Source organism: Stenotrophomonas sp. 93052_Sma, assembly GCF_056481145.1.
On record NZ_CM151134.1, the window covers coordinates 2,317,843 to 2,339,928 of the forward strand.

Annotated in this window: 20 protein-coding genes; 12 read left to right on the forward strand and 8 right to left on the reverse strand. The window is 60.0% G+C overall.

Going from position 1 to position 22,086, the window contains the following annotated elements:
- Positions 1-226: 226 nt before the first annotated feature.
- The 4 genes from ACZK2V_RS10890 to ACZK2V_RS10905 all read right to left on the reverse strand — a co-directional run bounded on the left by ACZK2V_RS10890 (position 227) and on the right by ACZK2V_RS10905 (position 4,592).
- Entirely contained in the window at positions 227-1,231 is a 1,005-nt protein-coding gene (locus tag ACZK2V_RS10890) for an ATP-binding protein (RefSeq protein WP_332840906.1), read from the reverse strand.
- On the reverse strand, positions 1,231-3,081 hold the full coding sequence (locus tag ACZK2V_RS10895; protein WP_049399271.1) for a hypothetical protein: 1,851 nt from the start codon (positions 3,079-3,081) through the stop codon (positions 1,231-1,233). The genes ACZK2V_RS10890 and ACZK2V_RS10895 overlap by 1 nt, the downstream gene beginning before the upstream one ends.
- Entirely contained in the window at positions 3,078-3,821 is a 744-nt protein-coding gene (locus tag ACZK2V_RS10900; protein WP_017354507.1) for a hypothetical protein, read from the reverse strand. The genes ACZK2V_RS10895 and ACZK2V_RS10900 overlap by 4 nt, the downstream gene beginning before the upstream one ends.
- A 531-nt stretch (positions 3,822-4,352) precedes the next feature.
- A complete protein-coding gene (locus ACZK2V_RS10905; RefSeq protein WP_049399270.1) occupies positions 4,353-4,592 on the reverse strand; it encodes a hypothetical protein in 240 nt (79 codons plus the stop codon).
- A 329-nt stretch (positions 4,593-4,921) separates the two neighbouring features.
- Between ACZK2V_RS10905 and ACZK2V_RS10910 the strand changes: the two genes are divergently transcribed.
- Positions 4,922-5,899, forward strand: a complete 978-nt coding sequence (locus ACZK2V_RS10910) for a hypothetical protein (RefSeq protein WP_146027644.1) — start codon at positions 4,922-4,924, stop codon at positions 5,897-5,899.
- A gap of 432 nt (positions 5,900-6,331) precedes the next feature.
- Here the strand turns inward: ACZK2V_RS10910 and ACZK2V_RS10915 are convergent, their stop codons facing one another.
- Complete coding sequence (locus ACZK2V_RS10915; RefSeq protein ID WP_017354505.1) at positions 6,332-6,577, reverse strand: helix-turn-helix domain-containing protein; 246 nt, start codon at positions 6,575-6,577, stop codon at positions 6,332-6,334.
- A gap of 95 nt (positions 6,578-6,672) precedes the next feature.
- Here ACZK2V_RS10915 and ACZK2V_RS10920 point away from each other — a divergent pair, with 95 nt between their 5' ends.
- The 3 genes from ACZK2V_RS10920 to ACZK2V_RS10930 all read left to right on the forward strand — a co-directional run bounded on the left by ACZK2V_RS10920 (position 6,673) and on the right by ACZK2V_RS10930 (position 8,659).
- Complete coding sequence (locus ACZK2V_RS10920) at positions 6,673-7,473, forward strand: hypothetical protein (RefSeq protein ID WP_017354504.1); 801 nt, start codon at positions 6,673-6,675, stop codon at positions 7,471-7,473.
- Positions 7,474-7,568: 95 nt separating this feature from the next.
- On the forward strand, positions 7,569-8,003 hold the full coding sequence (locus ACZK2V_RS10925; RefSeq protein WP_017354503.1) for an NIF family HAD-type phosphatase: 435 nt from the start codon (positions 7,569-7,571) through the stop codon (positions 8,001-8,003).
- A gap of 206 nt (positions 8,004-8,209) precedes the next feature.
- Positions 8,210-8,659 (forward strand): phosphatase domain-containing protein, encoded by a 450-nt coding sequence (locus ACZK2V_RS10930; RefSeq protein ID WP_017354502.1) that lies wholly within the window; start codon positions 8,210-8,212, stop codon positions 8,657-8,659.
- Between the two features lie 2,286 nt (positions 8,660-10,945).
- Here the strand turns inward: ACZK2V_RS10930 and cydB are convergent.
- The 3 genes from cydB to fdhD form a co-directional block, all read right to left on the reverse strand.
- Positions 10,946-11,959: a cytochrome d ubiquinol oxidase subunit II gene (gene cydB / locus ACZK2V_RS10935; protein ID WP_017354501.1), complete on the reverse strand. Its 1,014-nt coding sequence runs from the start codon at positions 11,957-11,959 to the stop codon at positions 10,946-10,948.
- An 11-nt stretch (positions 11,960-11,970) separates the two neighbouring features.
- Entirely contained in the window at positions 11,971-13,359 is a 1,389-nt protein-coding gene (locus ACZK2V_RS10940) for a cytochrome ubiquinol oxidase subunit I (RefSeq protein ID WP_017354500.1), read from the reverse strand.
- Positions 13,360-13,468: 109 nt separating this feature from the next.
- Entirely contained in the window at positions 13,469-14,329 is an 861-nt protein-coding gene (gene fdhD, locus ACZK2V_RS10945; protein WP_026070516.1) for a formate dehydrogenase accessory sulfurtransferase FdhD, read from the reverse strand.
- A 477-nt stretch (positions 14,330-14,806) separates the two neighbouring features.
- Here fdhD and ACZK2V_RS10950 point away from each other — a divergent pair, with 477 nt between their 5' ends.
- Genes ACZK2V_RS10950 through ACZK2V_RS10985 form a run of 8 tightly spaced genes read left to right on the forward strand, consistent with a single transcriptional unit; the run spans position 14,807 to position 22,079 of the window.
- Positions 14,807-17,080 carry an FdhF/YdeP family oxidoreductase gene (locus ACZK2V_RS10950; protein ID WP_026070515.1) on the forward strand — a complete coding sequence of 758 codons (2,274 nt, stop codon included), beginning with the start codon at positions 14,807-14,809 and terminating at the stop codon, positions 17,078-17,080.
- A 31-nt stretch (positions 17,081-17,111) separates the two neighbouring features.
- Positions 17,112-18,152, forward strand: coding sequence for a GTP 3',8-cyclase MoaA (moaA, locus tag ACZK2V_RS10955; protein ID WP_017354497.1), 1,041 nt, complete (start codon positions 17,112-17,114; stop codon positions 18,150-18,152).
- 8 nt (positions 18,153-18,160) lie between these two features.
- On the forward strand, positions 18,161-19,159 hold the full coding sequence (gene moaCB, locus ACZK2V_RS10960; RefSeq protein WP_026070513.1) for a bifunctional molybdenum cofactor biosynthesis protein MoaC/MoaB: 999 nt from the start codon (positions 18,161-18,163) through the stop codon (positions 19,157-19,159).
- On the forward strand, positions 19,156-20,409 hold the full coding sequence (locus tag ACZK2V_RS10965; protein ID WP_017354495.1) for a molybdopterin molybdotransferase MoeA: 1,254 nt from the start codon (positions 19,156-19,158) through the stop codon (positions 20,407-20,409). Before moaCB ends, ACZK2V_RS10965 begins: the two co-directional genes overlap by 4 nt.
- Entirely contained in the window at positions 20,409-20,669 is a 261-nt protein-coding gene (locus tag ACZK2V_RS10970) for a MoaD/ThiS family protein (protein ID WP_017354494.1), read from the forward strand. Before ACZK2V_RS10965 ends, ACZK2V_RS10970 begins: the two co-directional genes overlap by 1 nt.
- Before the next feature lie 3 nt (positions 20,670-20,672).
- Positions 20,673-21,191, forward strand: coding sequence for a molybdenum cofactor biosynthesis protein MoaE (locus ACZK2V_RS10975; protein WP_017354493.1), 519 nt, complete (start codon positions 20,673-20,675; stop codon positions 21,189-21,191).
- Positions 21,157-21,723, forward strand: a complete 567-nt coding sequence (mobA, locus tag ACZK2V_RS10980) for a molybdenum cofactor guanylyltransferase (protein ID WP_026070512.1) — start codon at positions 21,157-21,159, stop codon at positions 21,721-21,723. Before ACZK2V_RS10975 ends, mobA begins: the two co-directional genes overlap by 35 nt.
- The gene (locus ACZK2V_RS10985) at positions 21,720-22,079 is read left to right on the forward strand and encodes a hypothetical protein (protein WP_017354491.1); all 360 of its coding nucleotides are present in this window, start codon (positions 21,720-21,722) and stop codon (positions 22,077-22,079) included. The genes mobA and ACZK2V_RS10985 overlap by 4 nt, the downstream gene beginning before the upstream one ends.
- The last annotated feature ends 7 nt before the right edge of the window (positions 22,080-22,086 follow it).

Below are 22,086 nucleotides of genomic sequence, written 5' to 3' on the forward strand. Positions count from 1 at the left end.
GGCGGAGTCTCGATCCCAAGGGTTGTAGAGAGTGCCTCTTGTTGTACTTGCGAGGTCGTCAGGCTCAAGAGCAGGTTGATGTTTCTGTTTGGCTTGATTCCGAGGAGTTGTGAGTACTCCGTGACCCGCCTGGCCTGGTTCAGTCGCGATAGCCTCGCGACGCAGCCAAAAGCCGATTGGTATGGAACAAGTCGGAGGTTGCCGCCGACCAGCTGAGCGCCGCTCCTCATTTGCCTACGGCCCTATTTCTTGAGCTTTCGAAGCCGGCGTATGCGCTGCGCAGGAGAGCTTCATCAATGTGCTGGGTAGTAAGCCCTTCGAAATCGTTGCGCCCAGCAGCGATCTTCGTGAGTAGGTGGTAGACAAACTGGTTGAAGGAGGCCATGAGCCAATCCTTGGGAACGGGATAGTTGCCTTGATTGGCAAGGTTCTCAATTCGTTCGCGTATCGCTTCGGTCTCCTTCTCAAGGCGCCAGCCAACGCTGTAAGCATAGGGTGCGAATGCTTCGGTGTAGGTCTTTCCTCCCTCGTCCGGCCACCTCATAACTTGGTCAAGCTGGCGAAATGCCAAGGCGACATCACATGCGTCCTGCACGTCAGCGTCCTCCGTCGGGATGTCCCAGAGAAGCCCGGTAAAAGGATGGCTGTCGACAAAGAATCGGCCATACAGATGTGGCGGCGCCAGCTGACTAAGATCGTCTGCGCCTCCAATCACGCTGTTGCTCTGGTGGATGAAGAGAAAGAACGGTTGCACTGATGATCCGAGGAAGTGGTTCTGAAGCTTTGCAAGGTGGGCGTAGTCCTTGAGCGTGAGCTGCTCAGCCGTATCGATCGCAATCACGACCACGTCGGCCGATGCTCTAGCGGCTTCCTGCTCAATTGCCCGGATGATCCTGAGGAGGAGATCCTGTGGGCTGGCTACGGTTGTTGCCCTCATGCCCAGTCCAAGGATGACCTCGCGGAAGAAGTTGCCTTCGCTAGGGGTAGTCGGTTTTCCGACGACCATCCGGAGGAATCCAATAGGAAATGGTCGCCAAGAAGTGGTGGTTTCAAGTATTCGCGTGGCAGTTGACTTCCCACACCGGCCATCGCCAATGATCCTCAGGCTCGGCCGCCCATACTCCAGGCACGTGGCGAATCCAGATGCCATTCGCAGTAAGGGGAGAGTCTGGATATTGGGGCGATGTCGCGCGTGCATTGGGTGGTTCTCAAGGCTCGCCGGGGCCTTCATCAGCGGAGCCTCGTGTTGAACGTGGCCCTGCGGATTCCCATCAGTGGAGAGCCTTGCCCCTGACTGTTGGTCGTGGAAGGTGGCTTGGGCACATCGCCAGCTGCCATGAGCGAGGCGCTGTCCCTGACGCCAGCGGCCGCCGATCGGACGGCTGCGTGATAGGCCTCAATGTTGTCGGCTAAACAGTAGTTACCGGGCTCCCGTGACGCGTCGCTCTTCGCCCAGCGTGCCGCGCGCTTCCTGATCGACAGCGTGTGGGCCACGCTCGCATATGGGGCGAGAGCGTGAAGTGTGAGTACACGCTTACCGCCTCTCCAGAGGGTCAGCTTGCGAATGTCTCGCCAGTCTTCGTAGGTTGCGTCAAATGACTGCCCAATCAGGTGCCACTGTCCAGACAGTGTTGGTGACCTGTACCTAGCGTGGTCGAGATAGACGAGGGGAGGTACACCACTCCTTCTGGAGCCTCTGATGGTCACCTTCATCCGCCTAACGGTCATGTTTCTCACGTCATCTTCGGTGCCAGGTGCATGCCACACCCACTCCCCAGATGCCAGATGCTCATCAATGATTCGCTTGGGCGACCTGGGTTCGCGAGTGGACCGGCTCGTCACATTGTGCGAGGTAACATAGGTGTCAATGAGGTCTTTCAAGACCTCCAGGAGAATGGGGTGGTCTTTCCCGTCAAGCTTTGTAGTGACTTGACGCTCATTCACTTGCGTTGCGGGAGCAAAGCCGCCGGCGATGTGGCGCAGCAGGCCATTCTCAATCTTCTTGAATAGAGCCTCGATGTAGGGGCGACCTTCGCCCATCCCGGATCGTCCAAAGTGCAGGATTCCCTTGTGATGATCAATGAGATTTCGGACTGTCATCTTGGCGTGATGGGATGAGTCGTTGTCCATTGCGATCATTGCGCTTCTCATCACTACCTCATCCACTAGGTAGATCGACGGCATCCATGCACTAGTCGAGTAGCTCAAGTTCGACGTGCTCAGATCCCTTGGTTGCCAGGGGCTCATGATCTTCGCGAACAGGCTGACTACATCGTGTTGCTCGTACTTCCGGCCAAGCACCATTTCCCAACCAAGGATGGCGCCACTCCCGACATCAACAACTGCCAGTAGCCAGATCCGACTAATCTTCTCTAGCCGGAATGAGCCGTCCGCCATCGGCATGGCCAGCCATGCGTCGATGTCGACGGAATGCTCGTCGTACTCAACTCGATCAAATGGCCGAATGCTGAGTAGGTTCTCGATTCGGGTGGAAGTAGGCTCATCCGCAGCCAAGAGCATCTCATTTTCGCTCTTTGTGCCTCGGATGCGCTTTATGAGGGAGGTCAGTGCTCGTCTTCCCTTGTCACGGATGTTGAGCGGATACATGGCCTGAAAGCCCTTCCCAGTCAGCACCTTCACGAACTGGGAATGCAGCCTGTCGAACGCGGGGCTCCTTTTGGACTGTGTTGGCAAGGCGCCCTTGAATCTTGCGACTGCATCGCCGAGTTCGGGGATCGCTTGCAGGACAGCATCTATGGCGAACGGATGTGAACTATCGGGGACGACCGAGTTGTTGCGATCTGACACGCTGAATCGCGCATAGGGAATGCAGGCTCGGTATCCGACTCGATGACCGCTCTCGTCGAAGAGCAGTGCGGTCCGGATCATTCGAGAGAGGGTATTTCGCGGCACGCCCCATCGAAGGGCTGCGTCGACCAAGGTTGCCCCATCAAGGACGCTGGTGAGTGCTGACAGGCGGGCTTGAAATTCCGACTGTTGATCAGCTGGAAGTACGATCCCATTTGGCCTTGGAGTTGCCCGGATCGACTCGAGGTCGACGGCATTGAACTTGGAACTCATGGGTCGGCCCTCCAGATCCTTGATCGCCCCGTCATTCGAGGAAATGCATCGGTCGCCAGAAATCCGACGTGAAGCAACTCAGCCACGACCCCCTGAATGTGAGTTCGAGGGTGGTGCCTGAGCTCATGGATGAGTTCATCTGCACTGATGCTGCCGCTTCGCTCGATGGTCGCGGCGATTTCCTGTCGCAACGCCAGGCTGCTCCCCAGATCCTTGGCTGACTGGCAGAACCCGAGCAGTTGGTAGCAGAGCTCATTCCTGCCGCCGGGCGCCTTGAGTTCGTCCTCCGTGATTAGCCACAAAGAGATGCCTGCATCCTTGGCTGCTGAACGAAGCCGGTCCAGCTCGCGAGGACGACGCTTGCCATCCACGCCGGGTACTGTCTGCGAATTCGGAATGACGTTTGCATAGATCTCCTGGCCTCCGCGCCTCTGAAACCAGAAATGGAGTTCCATGCTGTCAAGTCCTACCGGGATGGACCGAGGCCTCTCGGTCACGGCCGCCACTGATGGATCAAACTCCAATTGCAGTCGAAGCGCGAGTTGCAGGGGGCCGTGTACGGTAACCGTCCGGTTCTCTTTCGGGCTAAAGAAGGTGAAGATGTCCCCCCTCTTGATCTGGCCAGCGGTTAGTTCACGGGGGGCCAGCGGTCGATCCTTCCCATTGTGGAGCGGGTCGGAGGCGCGTGCAGACGCTACGCCTTGGAACGGGCTCACGGGATTGGTCGCGTGGTTGCTCATGCTGCCTCCTTGTGGATGACTGCAGTTCGCATGGTCGAGGAGTGGCGCTGCGCAATCGCGATTGAGGGATGACTCAATGCATGGTCAGCTGAGTGTTGGATCTTCATCGATCGACTTCCCGGTTGGCCTCGGAGAATGAGGCTCGGTACTGGCGGCAATGGCCAGCAGGGTCATTGGGGATTTCGGGCATGGGGTGCCGTGCCGATTGCCATACGATGGCAGTCGGAGCGCGCAGATGCCCGCTCAAGCAGCTTTGCCGCTTGACACGAAGTCGGAATTGCGGGAGCCTACATACGTTATCGTAGAGCTTCACCCCCTCTCGCTCCGGGCGAGGCTATCGCCCCCGTTGCTGCGGGGGCGATTTCATTTCCGGGGTCGGAGATTTGATGAACTGGGGGGCTAAATGCCTCCTTTGAAGCTGGAGTTTTGGCGTCAAGCCGTTCAGGGGCGCACTGTGCGCCTAGGTGAGTTTCAGCAGATCAGAAGTGGTGCGGGCCTTTTGGCTTCGGCCTCAGCTCGCGTGCTCAGGAATTACAGCGAGTTCAGCCACTCAGCGACATCTCGCGTTTTGGCGAACAACCCCCGCCGACCTGGCAGCGGAAAGGTGCGAACCGGCAAAAGTTCACGCTGGACGGCTCGGCCGAAGGTGCGGCCGTTTGGAAAGCCAAGGTTCCGCTGGAGGTCGCTGCCGCCCATGAGCTCCCCATGCCGCTCTAGCAGCTCGCGACTGAGTTCGGTGGAGACTGCTGCTTCTGGATTCTGGATAGGCATGACGCAACTCCTAGCTACCGTTGGACCCCATCATGCACAATTGCAGCCAGTTCTAGGGGATTCTTTAGTCCCGCTTCAGAAGATCCATAAGTATGCCTCGTGGCAAGATTCCAACAGACGTGGCGCTGGTCGTCCGCAATAGCGTGTGGGCCTGCGTTGTGCGAAGGCTGCATGGCGATCGACTGACCTGGGATGATCTTGATCAGTTGCTCTTGCCTAGAGTTGGGCTCGATATACACGCGCAAGCGGCCAACGGTCGTCCCCGATCCTTCTACCGGTTCTTCAGCAAGGGGCATCATCCAGGGAAGCTACGCGGTCCTGGTGGATACTTGATTGACTCGGTGCATGGGGATCCAGCGTTCGCGGCTGCAAAGGAGGCCTTCGAGCATCCGATCTGGATGATCTGCAGCACAGAGGCTCCCACTGCGGAGCAATTGCGGGGCGTACGTCGATCACTAATGGAGCGTCTTGGGCTACTGATGCCGTCCATCACCGAACGCCTGGTGGCTTCTCATCACAATCTCCCTGGCCTCAGCAGCTATGCGCCAAGTCGGGTAGATGCCTTGGAGTCCATGTTCAACGTGGCCGAAGGTGGCTCCTTGGACGCGATAGGCCTGTGTGCGTGTAACTATCTGTTAGCTATAGACAGCGGTAGGCTCGAGACTGCAGTAGATGTCCGGGATGCACTACGCTGGGCAATTATTCGTTTTTGTGCTGTTTGGGGATTGCGCCCCGACGCATGCACGGCAATCCAGCTGTTGATGGAGCAGCGGGTGGTCAGGCTTCGTAGGGGATCGCTGTTGCCAAAGGATGTTGGGTTTCCACTTGGCAATACGGATTCCAGCGCGTTTAGTAGCAATTCGGCGAAGGGGGTATTCTTCGCAGATGACTATCCGTGCATGCTTCCGGTGACTCCTCGCACAGGTGGGGTGGATACATTCTTCGCCCGGTTTCACTCGCACTATCTTGCTTTCGTGAATGATCTGACAAGGCAAGGAGCATTCGCGCAGCTGGCTGGGACTGAGCTCGGCGGATCTTTGCCGACTCAAGATGCAATTGACGACCTGTTTCTTGGGCTGCTGGACGTGCCGGAGGATGTTTGTCACGGCGAGGTTGCAACTCTCAAGCAGTTTGCGCCAATCAGTCCGGTAGCGGCATGCGTGGCGGAAGTCCTGCCCACTTCTAGCATCGGAAGCTCGCCTTACACCCGCATCAAGCCTCTGGGCGCAGTGCTTCTGAAGTTCATGCGTTCTGTCGACATGCTGGTTGACGTTGAGCATCCGCATCCCATGGTTGATGAGCCGTGAGATGCGCCTCCAGGATCTTTCGTTACCTTGAAGTGGCGTCAACAAGGGAGAGGTATCAACGCTAGCCGCGCGGTGGAGGTCACTGTTCTTGCGGGGAGATGCGCATGCTGGTTCTGCAATGCATGCCGAGCCTTTTAAGCTATGGTCAGTACGAAGAGGTCGCCCCAAAGGGATTTCCTTGAAGCGCTGAACCTCTTATTGCGAAGGAATCGTCAGTCAAGCGCGCCGACAGGGCTTATGAATGCTTTCCCTTCTAGCTCGGATGGTGCGCTGGAGGCCACCACTTGACCAGCCAGTCCTGTGTAGCCAGAACTGGCAAGAAGCCATTTGCTCAAAGTGGTCGCATGCTCGTTGAGCGGGATAGTGGGGTGGGCACTAGGCGTGAGCCTAGTGGTACGCATCTGAAGAAGACTGAGCCTTAGCTCAGTAAAGTCAGTCTTTGAGTCGCTTCTCAAAGTCGGCAATGAGCTTGCCCAGGGATAGGCCTGTCAGGCGCGCTATGTCCCTAAGCTCCACGACGTCAACCCTGCGCTTCCCTGTCTCAACATCGCTAATGAACGACTGGCTGCGCCCCAGCTTGCTGGACACTTGTACTTGGGTAAGGCCAGCAGCCAAGCGCGCGTCTCTGACGGTCTCAATCAGGGCGGCGTATTCCTTGCGATGGATTGTCTTGGCCACGGCCGCACCCTGGTTGAGCGGCTTCAGAAGCTATATCCAGTTCTCCGATATCTAAAAACCAGATATCCTGTGCTTCTCATTGACAGGGGAAGGGCATGATCAAAGAACAACGTCGACGCGACGCAGCTGGCTGGGGCAGGCAGGGCTTGCTGCTTGCTCTGACGGTCCTAGTTGCCGCCTGCAGCGGTCCAGTAGACAGGAAGTTGGTCACTGACGGCACGCAGGAGCAATACAGAGCGTCGATTGACGCAATTGACGCCGAGCTGAGTGCCCATGAGCGGGATGCCTTCAACTGGGCCGTTGCCGGCCTTGATCTGGCTGAGCTGAACAAGGCCTACCCGAATGCATCTATAAGACAGGTGGTTAGGGGGCACATCAAGCAGATTAGGGATGCCCATCCAAAAGAAATTCTTGCTCTGCAGGAGCAGGCCAACGCGCAGCGGCCGACGATCACCGAACTAGAAAGAGTGCGTGCGAGTGGCGCAACGTTACGGATCGAGGACAGCTTCTTTGGCCCGAAGCCGGTCATTGAGGCGCGAATTGCGAATAGCTCAACTTTGGCGCTCAGCCAGGCCAGCTGGGCGGCGACGCTCTACATCAATGGCGAAGCTCAGCCCACGGCAAAGTCGCGGGTGCACAGCGACTTCCGATCGATTGATGGCCTCAAGCCGAGCCGCGGCGTCACGGCGCGCTTCAATGTTGGCTTCGTAAAAGGTGATGATGCGTGGTCGACACTGGCAATTCGACAAGCGTCTTCAACGCGAGTCGAGCTCGAACTAATTCCTCAGACGGCTTTGGACTTCAATGACAAGCCCTACATAGCTGCCAACTATAGGGAAAAGATCCAGTCTCTGGAGAATCAGCTTAAGCAAGCCGAGAAGTTCTCAGATATCTGACTCATTGGCGTTCCGCAACTGCGTCCGATGACCAAGCGCAGCGCGGAACGCTCCAGATCCAAGTGTCCAACTGCTGATGAGGATCCTAGCGCTCAATGCGACCGACCATCCTTGCTCTCGATCTCGAGGGGACGCTGATCTCAAATGCTGTCAGCCAGATTCCACGCCCAGGGCTTTATCAGTTCCTTGAGGTCGCTCATGAACTCTTCGAGCATCTGGTCATCTACACCACGGTCCCTGAGGCAGCTTTCCGCAGGATTTCGCGGCTGCTGGTCGAGGAAGGGAGCGCGCCAGGCTGGTTCGCTGAGTTGCCATATACATTCTGGGGAGGGGCAACGAAGGACCTCCGGTATGTGTCTCCGATCCTGGGTGCAGCGCTGTTGCTGGACGATCACGCGGACTACATCCATCCGGGGCAGGAGCGCTATTGGATTGAGGTCTCTTTGTTCGGCGCTCCATATGACGCGGATGACGCCGGCCTGGAAGTGGCCCTTGAGATGCTGAAGGAACGATTGGTTGTTCCGTTGTAGTTGGTGTGCTTAGTGAGTGGGTTGGCGGGTGCAGCTCTTCCAGCCAGCAGCGCCGGTTGCTGCATAGGAATGGGCTGTCGTTCAGGAGATCCGACATGATTCGAACAAGTTTGACCCACCCTTTAGCTATCGCGGAACTCCCGGTTGGCGAAAGGGGAGGGGCAATTGGTGTGACCTTCGCGCCAGGTAAGTACCAAGAAGTTGCGATGACGGGGGCATGGGCGAGAGACATCGATGTGGATGTCTCTGTGATTCAGTGTTGGGGAGCCAGCCACCTGATCACGCTACTCGAGCCGTGGGAGTTCAGTGAGTTGCGGATCGAGTGCTTGCCTCAAGTGGTTGAAGGGCAGGGCATCTCATGGCATGGCCTTCCAATCACGGATGGCGCAGCACCTGACCAGAGGTTGCTCGAACGATGGCCAGTACTGGGGTCAATGCTCGTTCGGAGTTTGCATTCGGGCCTGCGCATTGTGGTCCACTGCAAGGGTGGGCTGGGGCGAGCCGGCACTGTCGCAGCGATGCTTCTACTGCAGTCAGGGGCTGAGCGAACAGCGCAGGCTGCCATTGGCTCGGTGCGACGTGTCAGGCCGGGTGCCATCGAGACCGCTGTCCAGGAGGATTTCCTGCAGCAATGGGCACAGGGACTGCGCTCGTAGTTGCCCTTCCAGATCAAACGCGTGGCGAGCTCATCAGTCGTTCAAGGCCAGCCCTGGCTATTGGCGCCACCGATACCTACGCGATCTAGTCGACCGCTGACACCGGATTCGCTGGGTCGCGCGCCCACTAGTGGACGCGGCGCGGAGAGTATCCGCTAAAGCCTCCAGTCGCTACTTGGCTGCAGCCAGTACTGTCTGCCCAGAGGGATAAACGTCTCCATTGCCACGTCCAAGATCAACGGCTGACGCCAGCCATGGCCTGGCACGAAGCAAAAGTCAGTCGGGCCAAGTGCTCCCGATTGAACTCGGCTAACGAGCCAAGTGCATCTCCTGCTGATCTCTCGATCAAGTACCCGACGGGCGGCCTCCTCGTCCAGATCAGCTTTCAGGAACTCCGACGCAACGTTGCGCATGCCGGCCCACAGTACATACCTCTTGCGTCCCAAGCTCAGTGCATTCCACTCCGGGAGCTGGGTCGATCTCAGGCCATTGCCCAGCGTGGGAGATAGCCGATACTTGCGTAGCAGGTTGGCCAGGTATGCACGGGCTTCGCTCTCTGCGAGCGAGGTTCCCAAGGTCCGTTTGGCAGTGGACGGGCATTCGGCAGCCCATCGGGTAAGCGTACTGGTCAACCTGGCCTCCAGACTCACGTCCTGACGTGACCAAGCGGCCTGATAGGTCCATGCCAGAGGCTCATACAAGGACCTCGCCCCGGAATTGGGGGCTGCGATGGGAATGCGCTGCAGTACGCGAAGTGAGGCAAGCGTATCGAGTGCGGCTGAGGCCAAGCCCTCGGCGGCAACAGGCCCGCTTACGGTCCTTGAGCGCTCCAGTGCGCACCAGGCGCAGGCTAAGAACGGGCCGATTGAACGAACGAAATCGTCCAACTCTGGCCAATGCGAAATGAGGGTCGGTTGGGTGACAACATAGGCCACTTGTCTCTCAGATCGCTCGCCTAGCTCACCAGCATAGCAGCGAGGCGAGTCCGCGTCTATCTGATCTTCAGATATCGCCACACTGCTGTCCGTGGCTGCGCTGGAGTTGTGAGTGAAAGTCCCGTCGCTTCCTCCAGCGGTGTTCTAGGTTCTTTGGGGAGCCGTGCTATGCCGAGGAGCGCGAGTAGGCCATTGAGCATGGACGAATCAGTGGTTCAAGTTCCATGTCGCGCGGCCGATACAGCCCTGTCCAGACTCCTGGCGGGTCGTCCCGGCCACGAATCCAGTCGATGGCATCCCGTTTGCCCAGGAGCTCCGGAGCGACGTTCTAAGTACCCTGCCATGTACTCAATTCAGAAGATCATCGACCTGCTGCTGCTATTGGGCGTTCCTTCGCTGCTCTTCATTGGCGCTTACGTTCTGCGCCGCCCCAAAAGAGAGCTCAGTTGGGAGCCGGTGCTGGATCAGCGAGTTCATTGCTGGAAATGGTGCGCCTATGGCTTCATTTTTCTCTTGTATGTTCCCGGGACGACGTTGTATCGAACGTTGATTCCTACGGGTTGTGATGGACTTGTTTGCGTCCAGTTCTTCACCGCGAGTGGATACCGTATCGCCCCGAGCGAACTTCATGTTGTTCTCGTCGCAACTGCCGTTTTCGCGGGGTACTTCTTTGCGCGTGTTCGAGCTTCGTACTCACCGATTCCTACCAGGGCCCGGGGCTACGTCCTGAAGGTTGCCTATCATGGCAAGGGGGAGTACTCGCCACACTTGGAGATAGCCCGCCAAGTTCGCCGGCGTCAGCTCAGAGCGGAGCTTGCTGAAAGGCGTAGGCTTGAGCGGGAGGGCTTCCACCTATGGTTAAGATCCGTACGGCCGTGGGTTTGCACGTTGGCCAGAGGCTCTACTGTTGAGCTACTTAGCCCCATGCTGTCGGGAAGGGACCCACTCACTCTTGTCAGGTGGCTATCTCGTAGCGGCCCCATACATGATGTAGTCCTTCTTTCTAGGCGACTTCGTTGGTGTGAGGCGTTCTTCTACCACCTCACCGTGAATCATCGACTTTCCTTCAAGTCAGTTCGATCCGAAGGCATACGATTCAGGGTCGGCTGAAGGCCCCACTCATCACATCCTGTGTGTCTTAGGGCGATACACGATTCTGGGAGGCCGGGCGTATTGGCTAACTGATTGAGTCAAGTCGAGGGCCAGAGGCGGTGGCATTTGACCTTCGGCTTAGCTGAAGATAGTCCAGTGACATTCAGTTCATGAGTCGGCCGCCACCGAACCCACTCGCCCTTTCCGGGCTTTAGTTGAGCCCATTCTCCACTTCAGGCGAATGGGCGGCATATCACGCTCAATGATAGCTCGTGCTCGCACTCACCTTGCCGCGGAAAACGCGGTATGACCAGGCGGTGTAGCCCAGGATGACAGGAAGCATGACCGCCAAGCCGACCAGGCTGAAGCCAAGCGACGACACTGGCGCTGCTGCATCCCAGATCGTCAATGCCGGGGGGAGCAGGTACGGCCACATGCCGAGTACGAGGCCTAGGTAACCCAGGACAAACAACGACAGGCTCAGTAGGAAAGGGGCAAGATCATGAGTGGGGCGTTTCTCCGCGCGCCACAGCGCCACTGCCACGGCGAGCGTAAGAAGGGGGACGGGGGACAGCCACCAGAAATTCCCGTCACTGAACCAGCGAGTCATTAGTCGCAGATCAAGGAACGGCAGCCAGCTGCTCACGAGCCCCATGGCCACGATCACGGCGACCACCAGGGGGCGGGTCAGGCGCCTGGCAAGTGCGTGGGTTCGCCCCTCGGTCTTCAAGATTAGCCAGGTGCCTCCAAGCAAGGCGTAGCCGGCAACCAAGGCTGCTCCGGTAAGCATGGCAAAGGGGCTGAACCATAGGAATGGCCCGCCAGCGTAGGTGTCACCAGTCATTGGCACGCCTTGCACCACCGTGCCAAGAATCACTCCTTGAGAGAACGCGGCCAGAAGCGAGCCAAGGCCGAAAGCCACGCTCCAAAGCCTCTTGGAGCGATGGGCTTTGAACCTGAACTCAAAGGCGACCCCCCGGAAAACCAATGATACAAGCAGCAGAAGTACTGGAAGGTACAGGGCCGAAAGAAGCGCTGCATAGGCTGTTGGAAACGCTGCTAGCAATCCGGCTCCGCCGAGCACCAGCCAGGTTTCGTTGCCATCCCATATTGGGGCAGCGGTGTTCATCATCACATCGAGCTGCTCTTCATCCTCGGCAAAGGGCGCGAGAATGCCAATACCGAGTACGAAGCCGTCGAGGACGACGTACATCAGGACGCCGAAGCTGATGACGGCGAACCAGGCGATGGGCAACCAGGTCATCGAGTCCATGTCAGCGTTCCTCAGAGAGATTGATCAGCGGCCGAGATAGGCCGTGCAGGTGTGCGATCACCACCCTCTAGCGACGGACTTCCGTCTTGGGCATGTGGGCCATGTCGGAGGATCTTGACCAGATACCAGATGCCCCAACCAAATACGAACGCATATCCAGCGACATAGACCGCGAGTGAGATCGCTGTCATCCAGGCCGTTTGCGGTCCCACGGCATCAGCCGTTCGCAAAACGCCATAGACAATCCAAGGCTGGCGCCCCATCTCGGTGACAAACCAGCCGGCCACCAAAGCAACGAACCCACTTGGAAGCATCCAGTTCCAAGCGCGCAGCAGGGCCCCGGAATCGAACAGCTTACGGCGGGCCAGGGTGAAAGCAGAAAGCCAGGCGAGCAGTAGCATGAGGGTGCCTATCCCAACCATGATCCGGAATGCGAAGAACACAGGCGTGACCGGAGGTCGTTCGCTCGCCGGTACGGATGTCAGCGGTGCGAAGGTTCCATCCATGGAGTGAGTCAGGATGAGGCTGCCAACACGCGGAATCGCGATCTCAAGATCGTTCCGCTCTTCCTTCTCATTTGGTACAGCGAAGACGACCAGCGGAACTCCTTCACCTTCTTGGCCCTGATGCCAGTGAGCCTCTACCGCTGCGATCTTCATCGGCTGGTGCTTGAGGGTGTTCAGACCATGCATGTCACCCACGAAAATCTGAACAGGAACGGTAATGGCCGCAAATATCACAGCCGCCCCAAGCATCTTGCGGCCGGCTTCGACGTGCTCCTTACGCCGCAGGTACCAGGCGCCAACACCACCCACCACGAAGCAGGTTGTTATGAATGACCCTATTGCCATATGGGCCAGTCGATAGGGGAACGATGGATTGAACACAACCTCGAACCAGTCAACCGGATGGACCACTCCGTTGATCATTTCGTAGCCCGCAGGCGTATGCAACCAGCTGTTGGAGGCAAGAATCCAGAACGTTGAAAAGAGCGTTCCAAGTGCGACCATGCATGTGGAAAAGAAGTGCAGGCGTGGTGATACTCGCCCCCAGCCGAACATCATCACTCCGAGGAAACTTGCCTCCAGGAAGAAGGCTGTCAGGACCTCGTAAGTCAGTAGGGGGCCGATTACGGTTCCGGCGATCTGGCTCAAACGAGGCCAGTTTGTGCCGAACTGGAACGCCATGACGATACCGCTTACCACGCCCATGCCGAAGGACACGGCAAAGATCTTCTGCCAGAAGAAGAACAGATCCCGCCACACCGGGTTGCGGGTTCGAAGCCAGCGCCATTCCACGAAACCAAGCCAACTGGCCAAGCCAATGGTGAAGGCAGGGAAGAGCACATGGAAGCTGATGAGAAAGCCGAACTGAATTCGGGAAAGGAGGAGGGCGTCCATAACGATCCCAATAGGGGGTGGGTGGTGGCTAGCGGCTCAAGTTCCGATGGTGCCTAGCAATTTCATCGGCGGAGATCCTTGCTCATTGCACGGCAGGCGTCATCTGGCGTCATACGGCTGCTAGGTGTGCAGCTTCCAAATCGAGTAGGCGCTGGGGGTGTGAATAGATGTTGAAGCCATCCGAGCGCGCGAAACCGACAAGACAGATCCCTGCGGCCTTTGCGAGATCTATGGCTAAGGCTGTGGGTGCCGATACCGCTGCAACGATCGCCATGCCTGCATAGGCGGCCTTACTCACCATTTCGTAGCTAGCACGGCTAGATAGAAGCACGAGACCTTCGTTGGTTGAAGTCGATGAGCGCCTCATTGCACCAATGAGCTTATCTAGTGCGTTGTGCCTGCCCACGTCTTCGCGTACCACTTCGATAGCTCCGTCCGGGAGAACCCATGCTGCTGCGTGGGTTGAGCCGGCAGCCTCGTTCATTGGCTGTAGCCCTTTTAGCGAGGACAGTGCTACGCGTAGCGCCAAGGCGGAGTAGGTGGTGGGTCGGTCGATTGGCAAAGGCATTCTGAGCACTTGCTCCAGTCGACTAGCTCCACATAGCCCGCAACCGCTACGCCCGGGTAGGTTGCGGGTGGCGTCGTTGGGCATTGACACGATGGGCGCACTATCTGTGACTTCCATCGCCAGCTCAATGCCTTCCAGCGATGGCCTCACTTCAATCCGGAGAAGTTGGGAGGGATCAGAAATTGTTCCCTCCGTCATGGAAAAGCCCAGCGCAAAGTCTTCCAGATCCGTTGGGCTGGCCATCATCACCGAGAAAGGACTGTCGTTGTAGAGCATCGCGACAGGCACTTCTTCGGCAACGCTGTCCATGATTGAGCCGCGCTCGCCACCACGCCACCGAAGGGTTCTTCGATATGCGATGCCGCAGGGCTCGTTGGCAGGTACTGGGCTGGGCGCTTGCATGGAGATGAGGCCTGGCGGGGAGGGAAGCCGGTAACGATGATCTGGGCGTGCAGGGTCCCTCGGGTCGGGGACTTCTTAGTGGTTTGACAGTGCGGAGAGTATCCCAAGGCGTACACCCCGCTGCGGTCAAAATTTACAAATGTTCGCAGATGGACAGTTTGGCTGAGTTGATCCGACATTCTGTTCGAGGGGCTGTGGCCCGCCTGTCCGCTACATGTGCCTGTAGCTAGAAAACGCCCGATAAATTAGATAGTTACAATCGATGGCGGGTGGCGTGAAGACCTGTTCGTGGTGAGGGCCAGGATGAGCGCTTCGGGTCCGTTGAGGCACTCGTATCGGACACCAGTGCCTCGATTCGATCCCCGGCGTGTACGCCGGACGTCTTGTCTGGGCAGGGTGGACATACTGTCCGTGGAAGGGGAGGCCGTCGCGTGCTTAACTTTTCCCACTCCCAATTGCATGCTGCGAGTGCCTGTCATGTCAGAGCAGAAGATCCCCCGTTACAAAGCCTACGACCATCCTGCCGGTGGTTGGGGTGCCGCCGGTGCAACCGCCAAGGTTCTGATGCAGCAGAGCGTCATTGCCAAGGGATCTAAAGCGCTTTTGTCGATGAATCAGCCTGGGGGATTCAAGTGCCCCAGTTGCGCTTTCCCGGATGCAGATCACACCAAGAAGCTGGAGTTCTGCGAAAACGGTGCGAAGGCCTTGGCATGGGAGGCAACCAAGCATCGCGCCACGCGTGAGTTCTTCGCGGAGCACACTGTCCAGGAGCTGATGGCGCAGTCCGACTATTGGCTGGAGATGCAGGGTCGATTGACCGAGCCGATGCGATATGACCCGGTATCCGACCATTACGTTCCTTGTAGCTGGGATGAGGCCTTCGCGCTGATCGGGCGACACCTGCAGGCCCTGTCCAGCCCGCATGAGGCTGAGTTCTACACCTCGGGGAGGACGCCGAACGAAGCCGCGTTCCTGTACTCGATCTTCGTGCGCGAGTTCGGAACCAACAACTTCCCGGACTGCTCGAACATGTGCCACGAGCCGACCAGCCGGGGGTTGCCGCCGGCAATTGGTGTCGGCAAGGGCACTATCGTGCTCGATGACTTTGAGCATGCTGAGGCCATCTTCGTCATCGGCCAGAACACAGGCACCAACTCACCACGAATGATGTCCAACTTGGTGGAGGCGCGGAAGCGTAATGCTCCAATTGTCGCGGTCAATCCTATGCCGGAACGTGCGCTGATTCGCTTTGCCGAGCCCCAGGACGTCGTGCAGATGGCCACGTTTGGCTCCACCGAGATTTCCAGTGAATTTGTACACATTCGCATCGGCGGTGACCTGGCCCTGATCAAGGGCATCATGAAGGCTATGTTCGAGCGGGAAGCGGCCGGCGAGTCTGTTCTCGATCACGAATTCCTGACCGAGCACACCGTCGGGCTGGAGGCATTGCGTGAAGAAGTGATGTCCCTGGAGTGGAGCCAGATCGTCCAAGTGTCCGGGATCAAGAAGGAGCAGATTCTGCGTTGTGCAGAGATCTACATCCGTTCCCGTGCGACCATTATCTGCTATGGCATGGGCCTGACCCAGCACCAGCAAGGATCTCGCCTTTTGCAGCAGGTTGCCAATCTGCTGATGCTGCGCGGCAACTTCGGAAAGCCCGGGGCGGGCATTGCTCCTATTCGCGGCCATTCCAACGTGCAAGGCGACCGTACCGTCGGCATTGATGAGAAGCCGACGCAACGCTACCTGGACCAAGTTCGCGACGTGTTCGGGTTCGAACCGCCGCGCGAACATGGGCACCATGTGGTTGAGTCTATTGAGGCGATGCTGGCTGGAACCGCCAAGGTCTTCATCGGCATGGGCGGGAACTTCATCCATGCTGTTCCTGATACCGAAATTGCCTACAGGGCAATGCGTGGTCTTGAGCTTACGGTTGGCATCGCCACCAAACTCAACCGTGGCCACCTAGTGCATGGCAAGGAGGCGCTGATCCTACCGGTGGTGGCGCGCTCGGAGTGGATCCATACCCCGCTGGGTGAGCAGTTTGTCACCATTGAGGATGCCATGTCGAATGTCACCGCATCCCGTGGAGTACTGGAGCCTGTGAGTGAACATGTTCTTCCGGAAGTTGAGATCGTGTGCCGCATGGCAATGGCAACACTGCCGGACAGCAAGGTCGACTGGGCAGCTTGCATGCACGATTACAACCATGTTCGTGAGCTGATCGCGGCGGTCTATCCCAGCATCTACGCAGACTTCAATGAACGGATCCAGGCGCCGCGTGGCTTCCACTTGGACATTCCGCCGCGCCGCCGTGAGTGGCCGACACCTAACGGGAAGGCCAATATTCTGGTGTTGCCGGGTCTTGAAGTGAACGACCTGGTCGAGGATCCCACTATGCTTCGGCTGGCCACGGTTCGCTCCCATGACCAGTACAACACGACAATCTACAGCTACAACGATCGCTATCGCGGTGTGTATAACGATCGAATGATCCTCTTCATGAACCTGGAAGATCGAGTAGCACGAGGGATTGGGAAGGAGGAACAGGTGAGCCTCGAGACGATCTCCAGTGATGGCGTCTGCCGGCGGGTCGATGGGTTGACTGTGCTTGACTATCCGATGCCGCGTGGCGCGATTGCGGGCTACTACCCTGAACTCAATCCACTGCTACCTCTGGATTACTTCGATCGCATCAGTGGTACCCCCGCGGCGAAGTCGATCCCGGTCAGGGTGGTCATTTCACAGTGATTGCGCCGGCATGTCGTAGGGAGGACTAAGAATGTCAGCCGAGCTCATTCGGGCGCCAGAGCCGGTAGGTGAGGGCGCACTGGCAGATCATCCCCGCCAACTCACCGACGGTTTCGGACGCAGCTTTCCGTACCTGCGCCTTTCGTTGACCGAAGCCTGCAACTTCCGTTGCAGCTACTGCCTGCCCGACGGCTACCAGGCCGATGGCCGCCCGCGCTTCCTGCAGGTGGAAGAAATCGCGCGCCTGGTGCGTGCGTTTGCCGCGCTGGGCATGAGCAAGATCCGCCTGACCGGCGGCGAGCCCAGCCTGCGCAAGGACCTGGATGAGATCATCGCCACCGTGGCGGCGGTGCCGGGCATCCGCAAGGTGGCCATCACCACCAATGGCACGTTGCTACCGCGGCGCCTGCCGGGCTGGCACCGCGCCGGCCTGACCGCGCTGAACGTGAGCATGGACAGCCTGCAGCGCGAACGTTTCAAGACCATCACCGGGCATGACCGCCTGCCGGAGATCGAACAGGGCCTGGCCCTGGCGCAGGCGCTGGGCCTGCCGGCGATCAAGCTCAATGCGGTGCTGCTGCGTGGCCTGAACGACGACGAGCTGCCGCAGTGGATGGACTACCTGCGTGACCGCCCCTTCAGCGTGCGCTTCATCGAACTGATGCGCACCGGCGACAACGAAGCCTATTTCCAGCGCCACCACCTGCGCGCCGACGTGGTGATCGAGCAGCTGCTGGCGGCTGGCTGGCACGAACGGCCGCGCGCCGCCGATGCCGGCCCGGCGCGTGAGTACAGCCACCCGGACCATCGCGGCACGGTGGGCATCATCGCCCCGTATTCGCGTGACTTCTGCAAGGGCTGCAACCGCCTGCGGGTGACCGCCAAGGGTGACCTGCGGCTGTGCCTGTTCGGCGAGTTCGGCGTGCCGCTGCGCCCGCTGCTGCAGAGCGACGATGACCATGACGCGCTGCTGGCACGCATTACCACGCAGCTTGGCCTGAAAGCGGCCGGGCATGGACTGCACCAGGGCCAGACCGGGCTGACCCCGCACCTGGCCTCCATCGGAGGATGAGCAACACGATGAGTGGGGAATTGAATGCGGCCTTCCATATGGCCGATGTCCGCGACAAGCGCATCACCCGCCGACGTGCGGTGGCGGTGGGCGAGCTGCATGCCGGTCCAGTGGCCTATCCGCTGATCGTCGAGCGCCGCCTGCCCAAGGGCGATGCGCTGGTGATGGCCGAGATTGCCGGCCTGCAGGGCGCCAAGATGGCCTCGATGCTGATGCCACTGTGCCACCCGCTGCCGCTGGAACTGGTGCAGGTGTTCTGCGCGCCGGTACCGGAACGGCAGGCGATCCGCGTGTGGTGCGAGTGCGCCAGCGAGGCGCGCACCGGCGTGGAGATGGAGGCACTGGCCGGCGTCAACGCGGCGCTGCTTACCCTGTACGACCTGAGCAAGCCGGTGGAACCGGCCCTGCGCATCGAAGGTATCCGCCTGCTGTTCAAGGAAGGCGGCAAGCGCGGTGTCTGGCTGCACCCCGACGGCATGGACGATGCCGAGCGCACGCGTTTCAAGCCGCGTGCGCCGAAGGGCCTGGAGGGCGCGGCCTGCGCGGTGATCACGCTGAGCGATCGCGCCAGCGACGGCACCTATGAGGATATCTCTGGCCCGACCCTGGTGACCGGCCTGAAAAAGCTGGGCGGCGAGGTGGTGGCCGCTGAGGTGTTGCCCGATGGCATCGAGCCATTGGCGGGTCGCCTGCAGGCCTTGGCCGCCGAGGGCGTGCGCCTGTGCCTGTGTACCGGTGGTACCGGACTGGGCCCGCGTGACCTGACCCCGGAGGCGCTCCGTTCCCTGAACGCGCGGCCGGTACATGGCCTGGCGCAGATGGTGCGCGCGCTGAGTGCACAGCACACGCCGATGGCCTGGCTGAGCCGCGCCGAGGTGGTGCAGCTGGGCAACATGCTGGTGTTCGCGCTGCCCGGCAGCCCGAAGGCGGCGGCGCAGTGCCTGGATATCCTGGCGCCGGTACTGGGCCACGCCCTGGCGATGGTCGAGGGGGATGGCCACTCATGATTCCCTATTGCGAAGCCTTGCAGCACCTGCTGGACGCGGCCACGCCGCTGCCGGCCGAGCGCGTGCCGCTGCATGAAGCCGGCGGCCGTACCCTGGCCAGTGACATCCACAGCGGGCAGTCGTTGCCGCCGTTCGACAATTCGGCGATGGACGGCTTTGCGCTGCGCGCCAACGGCGCGACGTTCGAGGCCGGTACCGAATTCGCGGTGCAGGGCTGGCAGGCAGCCGGCGATGCCGGCGCCGAAGGCGGCGAGGGTGCCTGGGAAATCATGACCGGAGCGCGCATGCCGGTTGGCCTGGATACGGTGGTGCCGGTCGAGAACGTGGAGATCCTCGCCAGCGAGGACGGCCGCCCGACCCGCATCGCGCTGACCGCGACGGTGAAGCCGGGCCAGAACGTGCGCCTGCGCGGCCAGGACGTGCGCGAGGGTGAGCGCGTGCTGTGCGCCGGCCAGGTGCTGGATATCAATGCCCGCACCCTGCTGCACGCCCTGGGCGTGGGTGAGGTGGCGGTGGTGGCGCGGCCGAGGGCGGCGGTGATCGCCACCGGCAAGGAACTGGTGACCGAGGCGGCGCAGGCGCTGGAATCGGGCCAGATCCGTGACAGCAATCGCCCCTACCTGGTGGGCCGCCTGCAGGCGGCCGGTGCCGAGGTGGTCTGGCAGGGCACGGTGGGCGACGACGTGGCCGCGTTCAATGCGGTGCTGGATGAAGCGCTGGCCGCTGGCGCGCAGCTGCTGATCAGTACCGGCGCGGTGTCGGCCGGCCGCTACGACTTCGTTCCCGATGCGCTGCGTGGCCGTGGTGCGCGCATCGTCTTCCATAAGGTGGCGATCCGCCCCGGCAAGCCGTTGTTGTTCGCGGTGTTGCCCAATGGCGCGCTGTACTTCGGCCTGCCCGGCAACCCGGTTTCGGCTGCCGTGGGCCAGCGCTTCTTCGTCGAGCCGGTACTGCGCCGCCTGCTGGGGCTTGCACCGGAACCGGTGTTGCGGCTGCCGCTGCAGGCCGACGTGCGCAAGCCGCCCGGTCTGCGCTTCCACGCGCGGGCGCGGGTGGAAATGGACGGGCAGGGGCGCCTGAGTGCGCGCGTACTGTCCGGGCAGGAGTCGTTCCGTTTGATGTCCATGCTGCAGGCCAACGCCTGGGTGGTGCTGGAGGCCGAGGGAGACCTGGCCAGCGCTGGCACCTTCGTGCGCGTGCAGGGCTGGGGTCACCACGAACCGGTGCAGCTGGTGAGCCAGGAGTCATGATGAAACAGGTGAATCTGCAGTTGTTCGGTGCGTTTTCCGATCTGGATGCCAGCCGCGAAATCGCCGTCGATGTGGCCGGTGGCACCGTGGCCGATCTGCGCCAGGCGCTGCGCGAGCTGCTGCCGGTGCGTTGGCCGGGTTTCCGCGCGGGCCTGCTGGACTACTCGGCGTTTGCCGACCAGCAACGCGTGCTGCGCGACCACGAGGCGCTGCCCGACGATGGCCGCGTGGCGATCCTGCCACCAGTGAGCGGGGGCTGAGCGATGAGCGAGAAGATCATCGCGACGGTGGTGGACCGCGCGCAGGCGGCGATCGATCCGGCCGAAGGCATCGCGGCGGTATCTGATCCGGGCTTCGGCGGCATCGACGTGTTCATCGGCAAGGTGCGCGACGTCAACATCGGCCGGCCGGTGACCGGGATCACGTACGACCTGTTCGAACCTTTGGTGCTGAACGAGTTCAAGCGCCTGGCGGCAGAGGTCGAGGCGACGTTCGGTCCGAAGCTGAAGCTGTATGTGGCCCACGCCAAGGGCCGGTTGGGCATTGGCGATGTGGCGGTGGTGGTGGCCGCCGGCAGCCCGCATCGAGACGAGGCATTCCGGGCCTGCCGGCAGTTGATCGAGGTGGTCAAGCACCAGTGCCCGATCTGGAAGCAGGAGCATTACGAGGACGGCGACAGCGAGTGGACCGAAGGCTGCAGTCTCTGCCATGCGGATAACGAACCCACGCAAGCTCATGACAATGCCCATGAATGTGCACACGATCACGAACATTCCCACTGACGGCATCGTGCTGGCCGGTGGTCTTTCCAGCCGGATGGGCCGTGACAAGGCGCTGCTACCGTGGCACGGGCGAACCCTGCTAGAGCACATGCGTGGCCTGCTGCGACAGGCAGGTGCGGAAAGGGTATGGGTGAGTGGCAACTACCCGGCCTTCGGTGGCATTCCTGATCGCGTGGCACGCTGCGGCCCGTTGGGCGGGCTCTACAGTGTGGCCATGTGCATGCCGGACGCTGCCGCTCTGGTGCTTCCGGTGGATACGCCCAATGTGACCCCGGCGTTACTACAACGGTTACGTGATGCGCCTTCGGCTGCCTGTGTGCTGTTTGCGGAAGAACCCCTGCCGATGCGGTTGCAGATTGATGACCATTGCCGGCATGTGTTGCGGGAATTGATCGAGAATCCGGCGGCGCACCGCTCGCTACACGCCCTGCGAGAACGCTTGGGCGCAATCGAGCTGCCACTGGCGGATAGCGAATACGACCAGCTACTCAACTGCAACACCTCAACCGAGCTCGAGTTCATTGCATCATGAAAGTCCAGCTACAGCGGCAGGCAGTTCGTCTGCGCGTTGATGAAGAGGAGCTAGCGCAGTTGCTGGCCGGCGAATCGGTGGAGAACCTGACGCGGTTCGGCGGCGATCGCGGCTGGGGCATGGTGCTATCACTGCATGCAGGGCAACAGGCGGTGCTTCTGGAGGGGAGCGAGTACTGCCGGTTGATGCTTCCTCGCGAAGCGGTTCAGTCCTTGGCATTACGTTTGCCCTGTCGTGATGGTCTGGGTTTTGGCATTGCGCTGGATGATGACATCTCGCTGCAGCTTCAATTCGATGTGGATGTACGAGACAGCCTGCGCCAACGAGGTCCGCACCGTCGTGCACCCTCTACCTAGCTCTGGG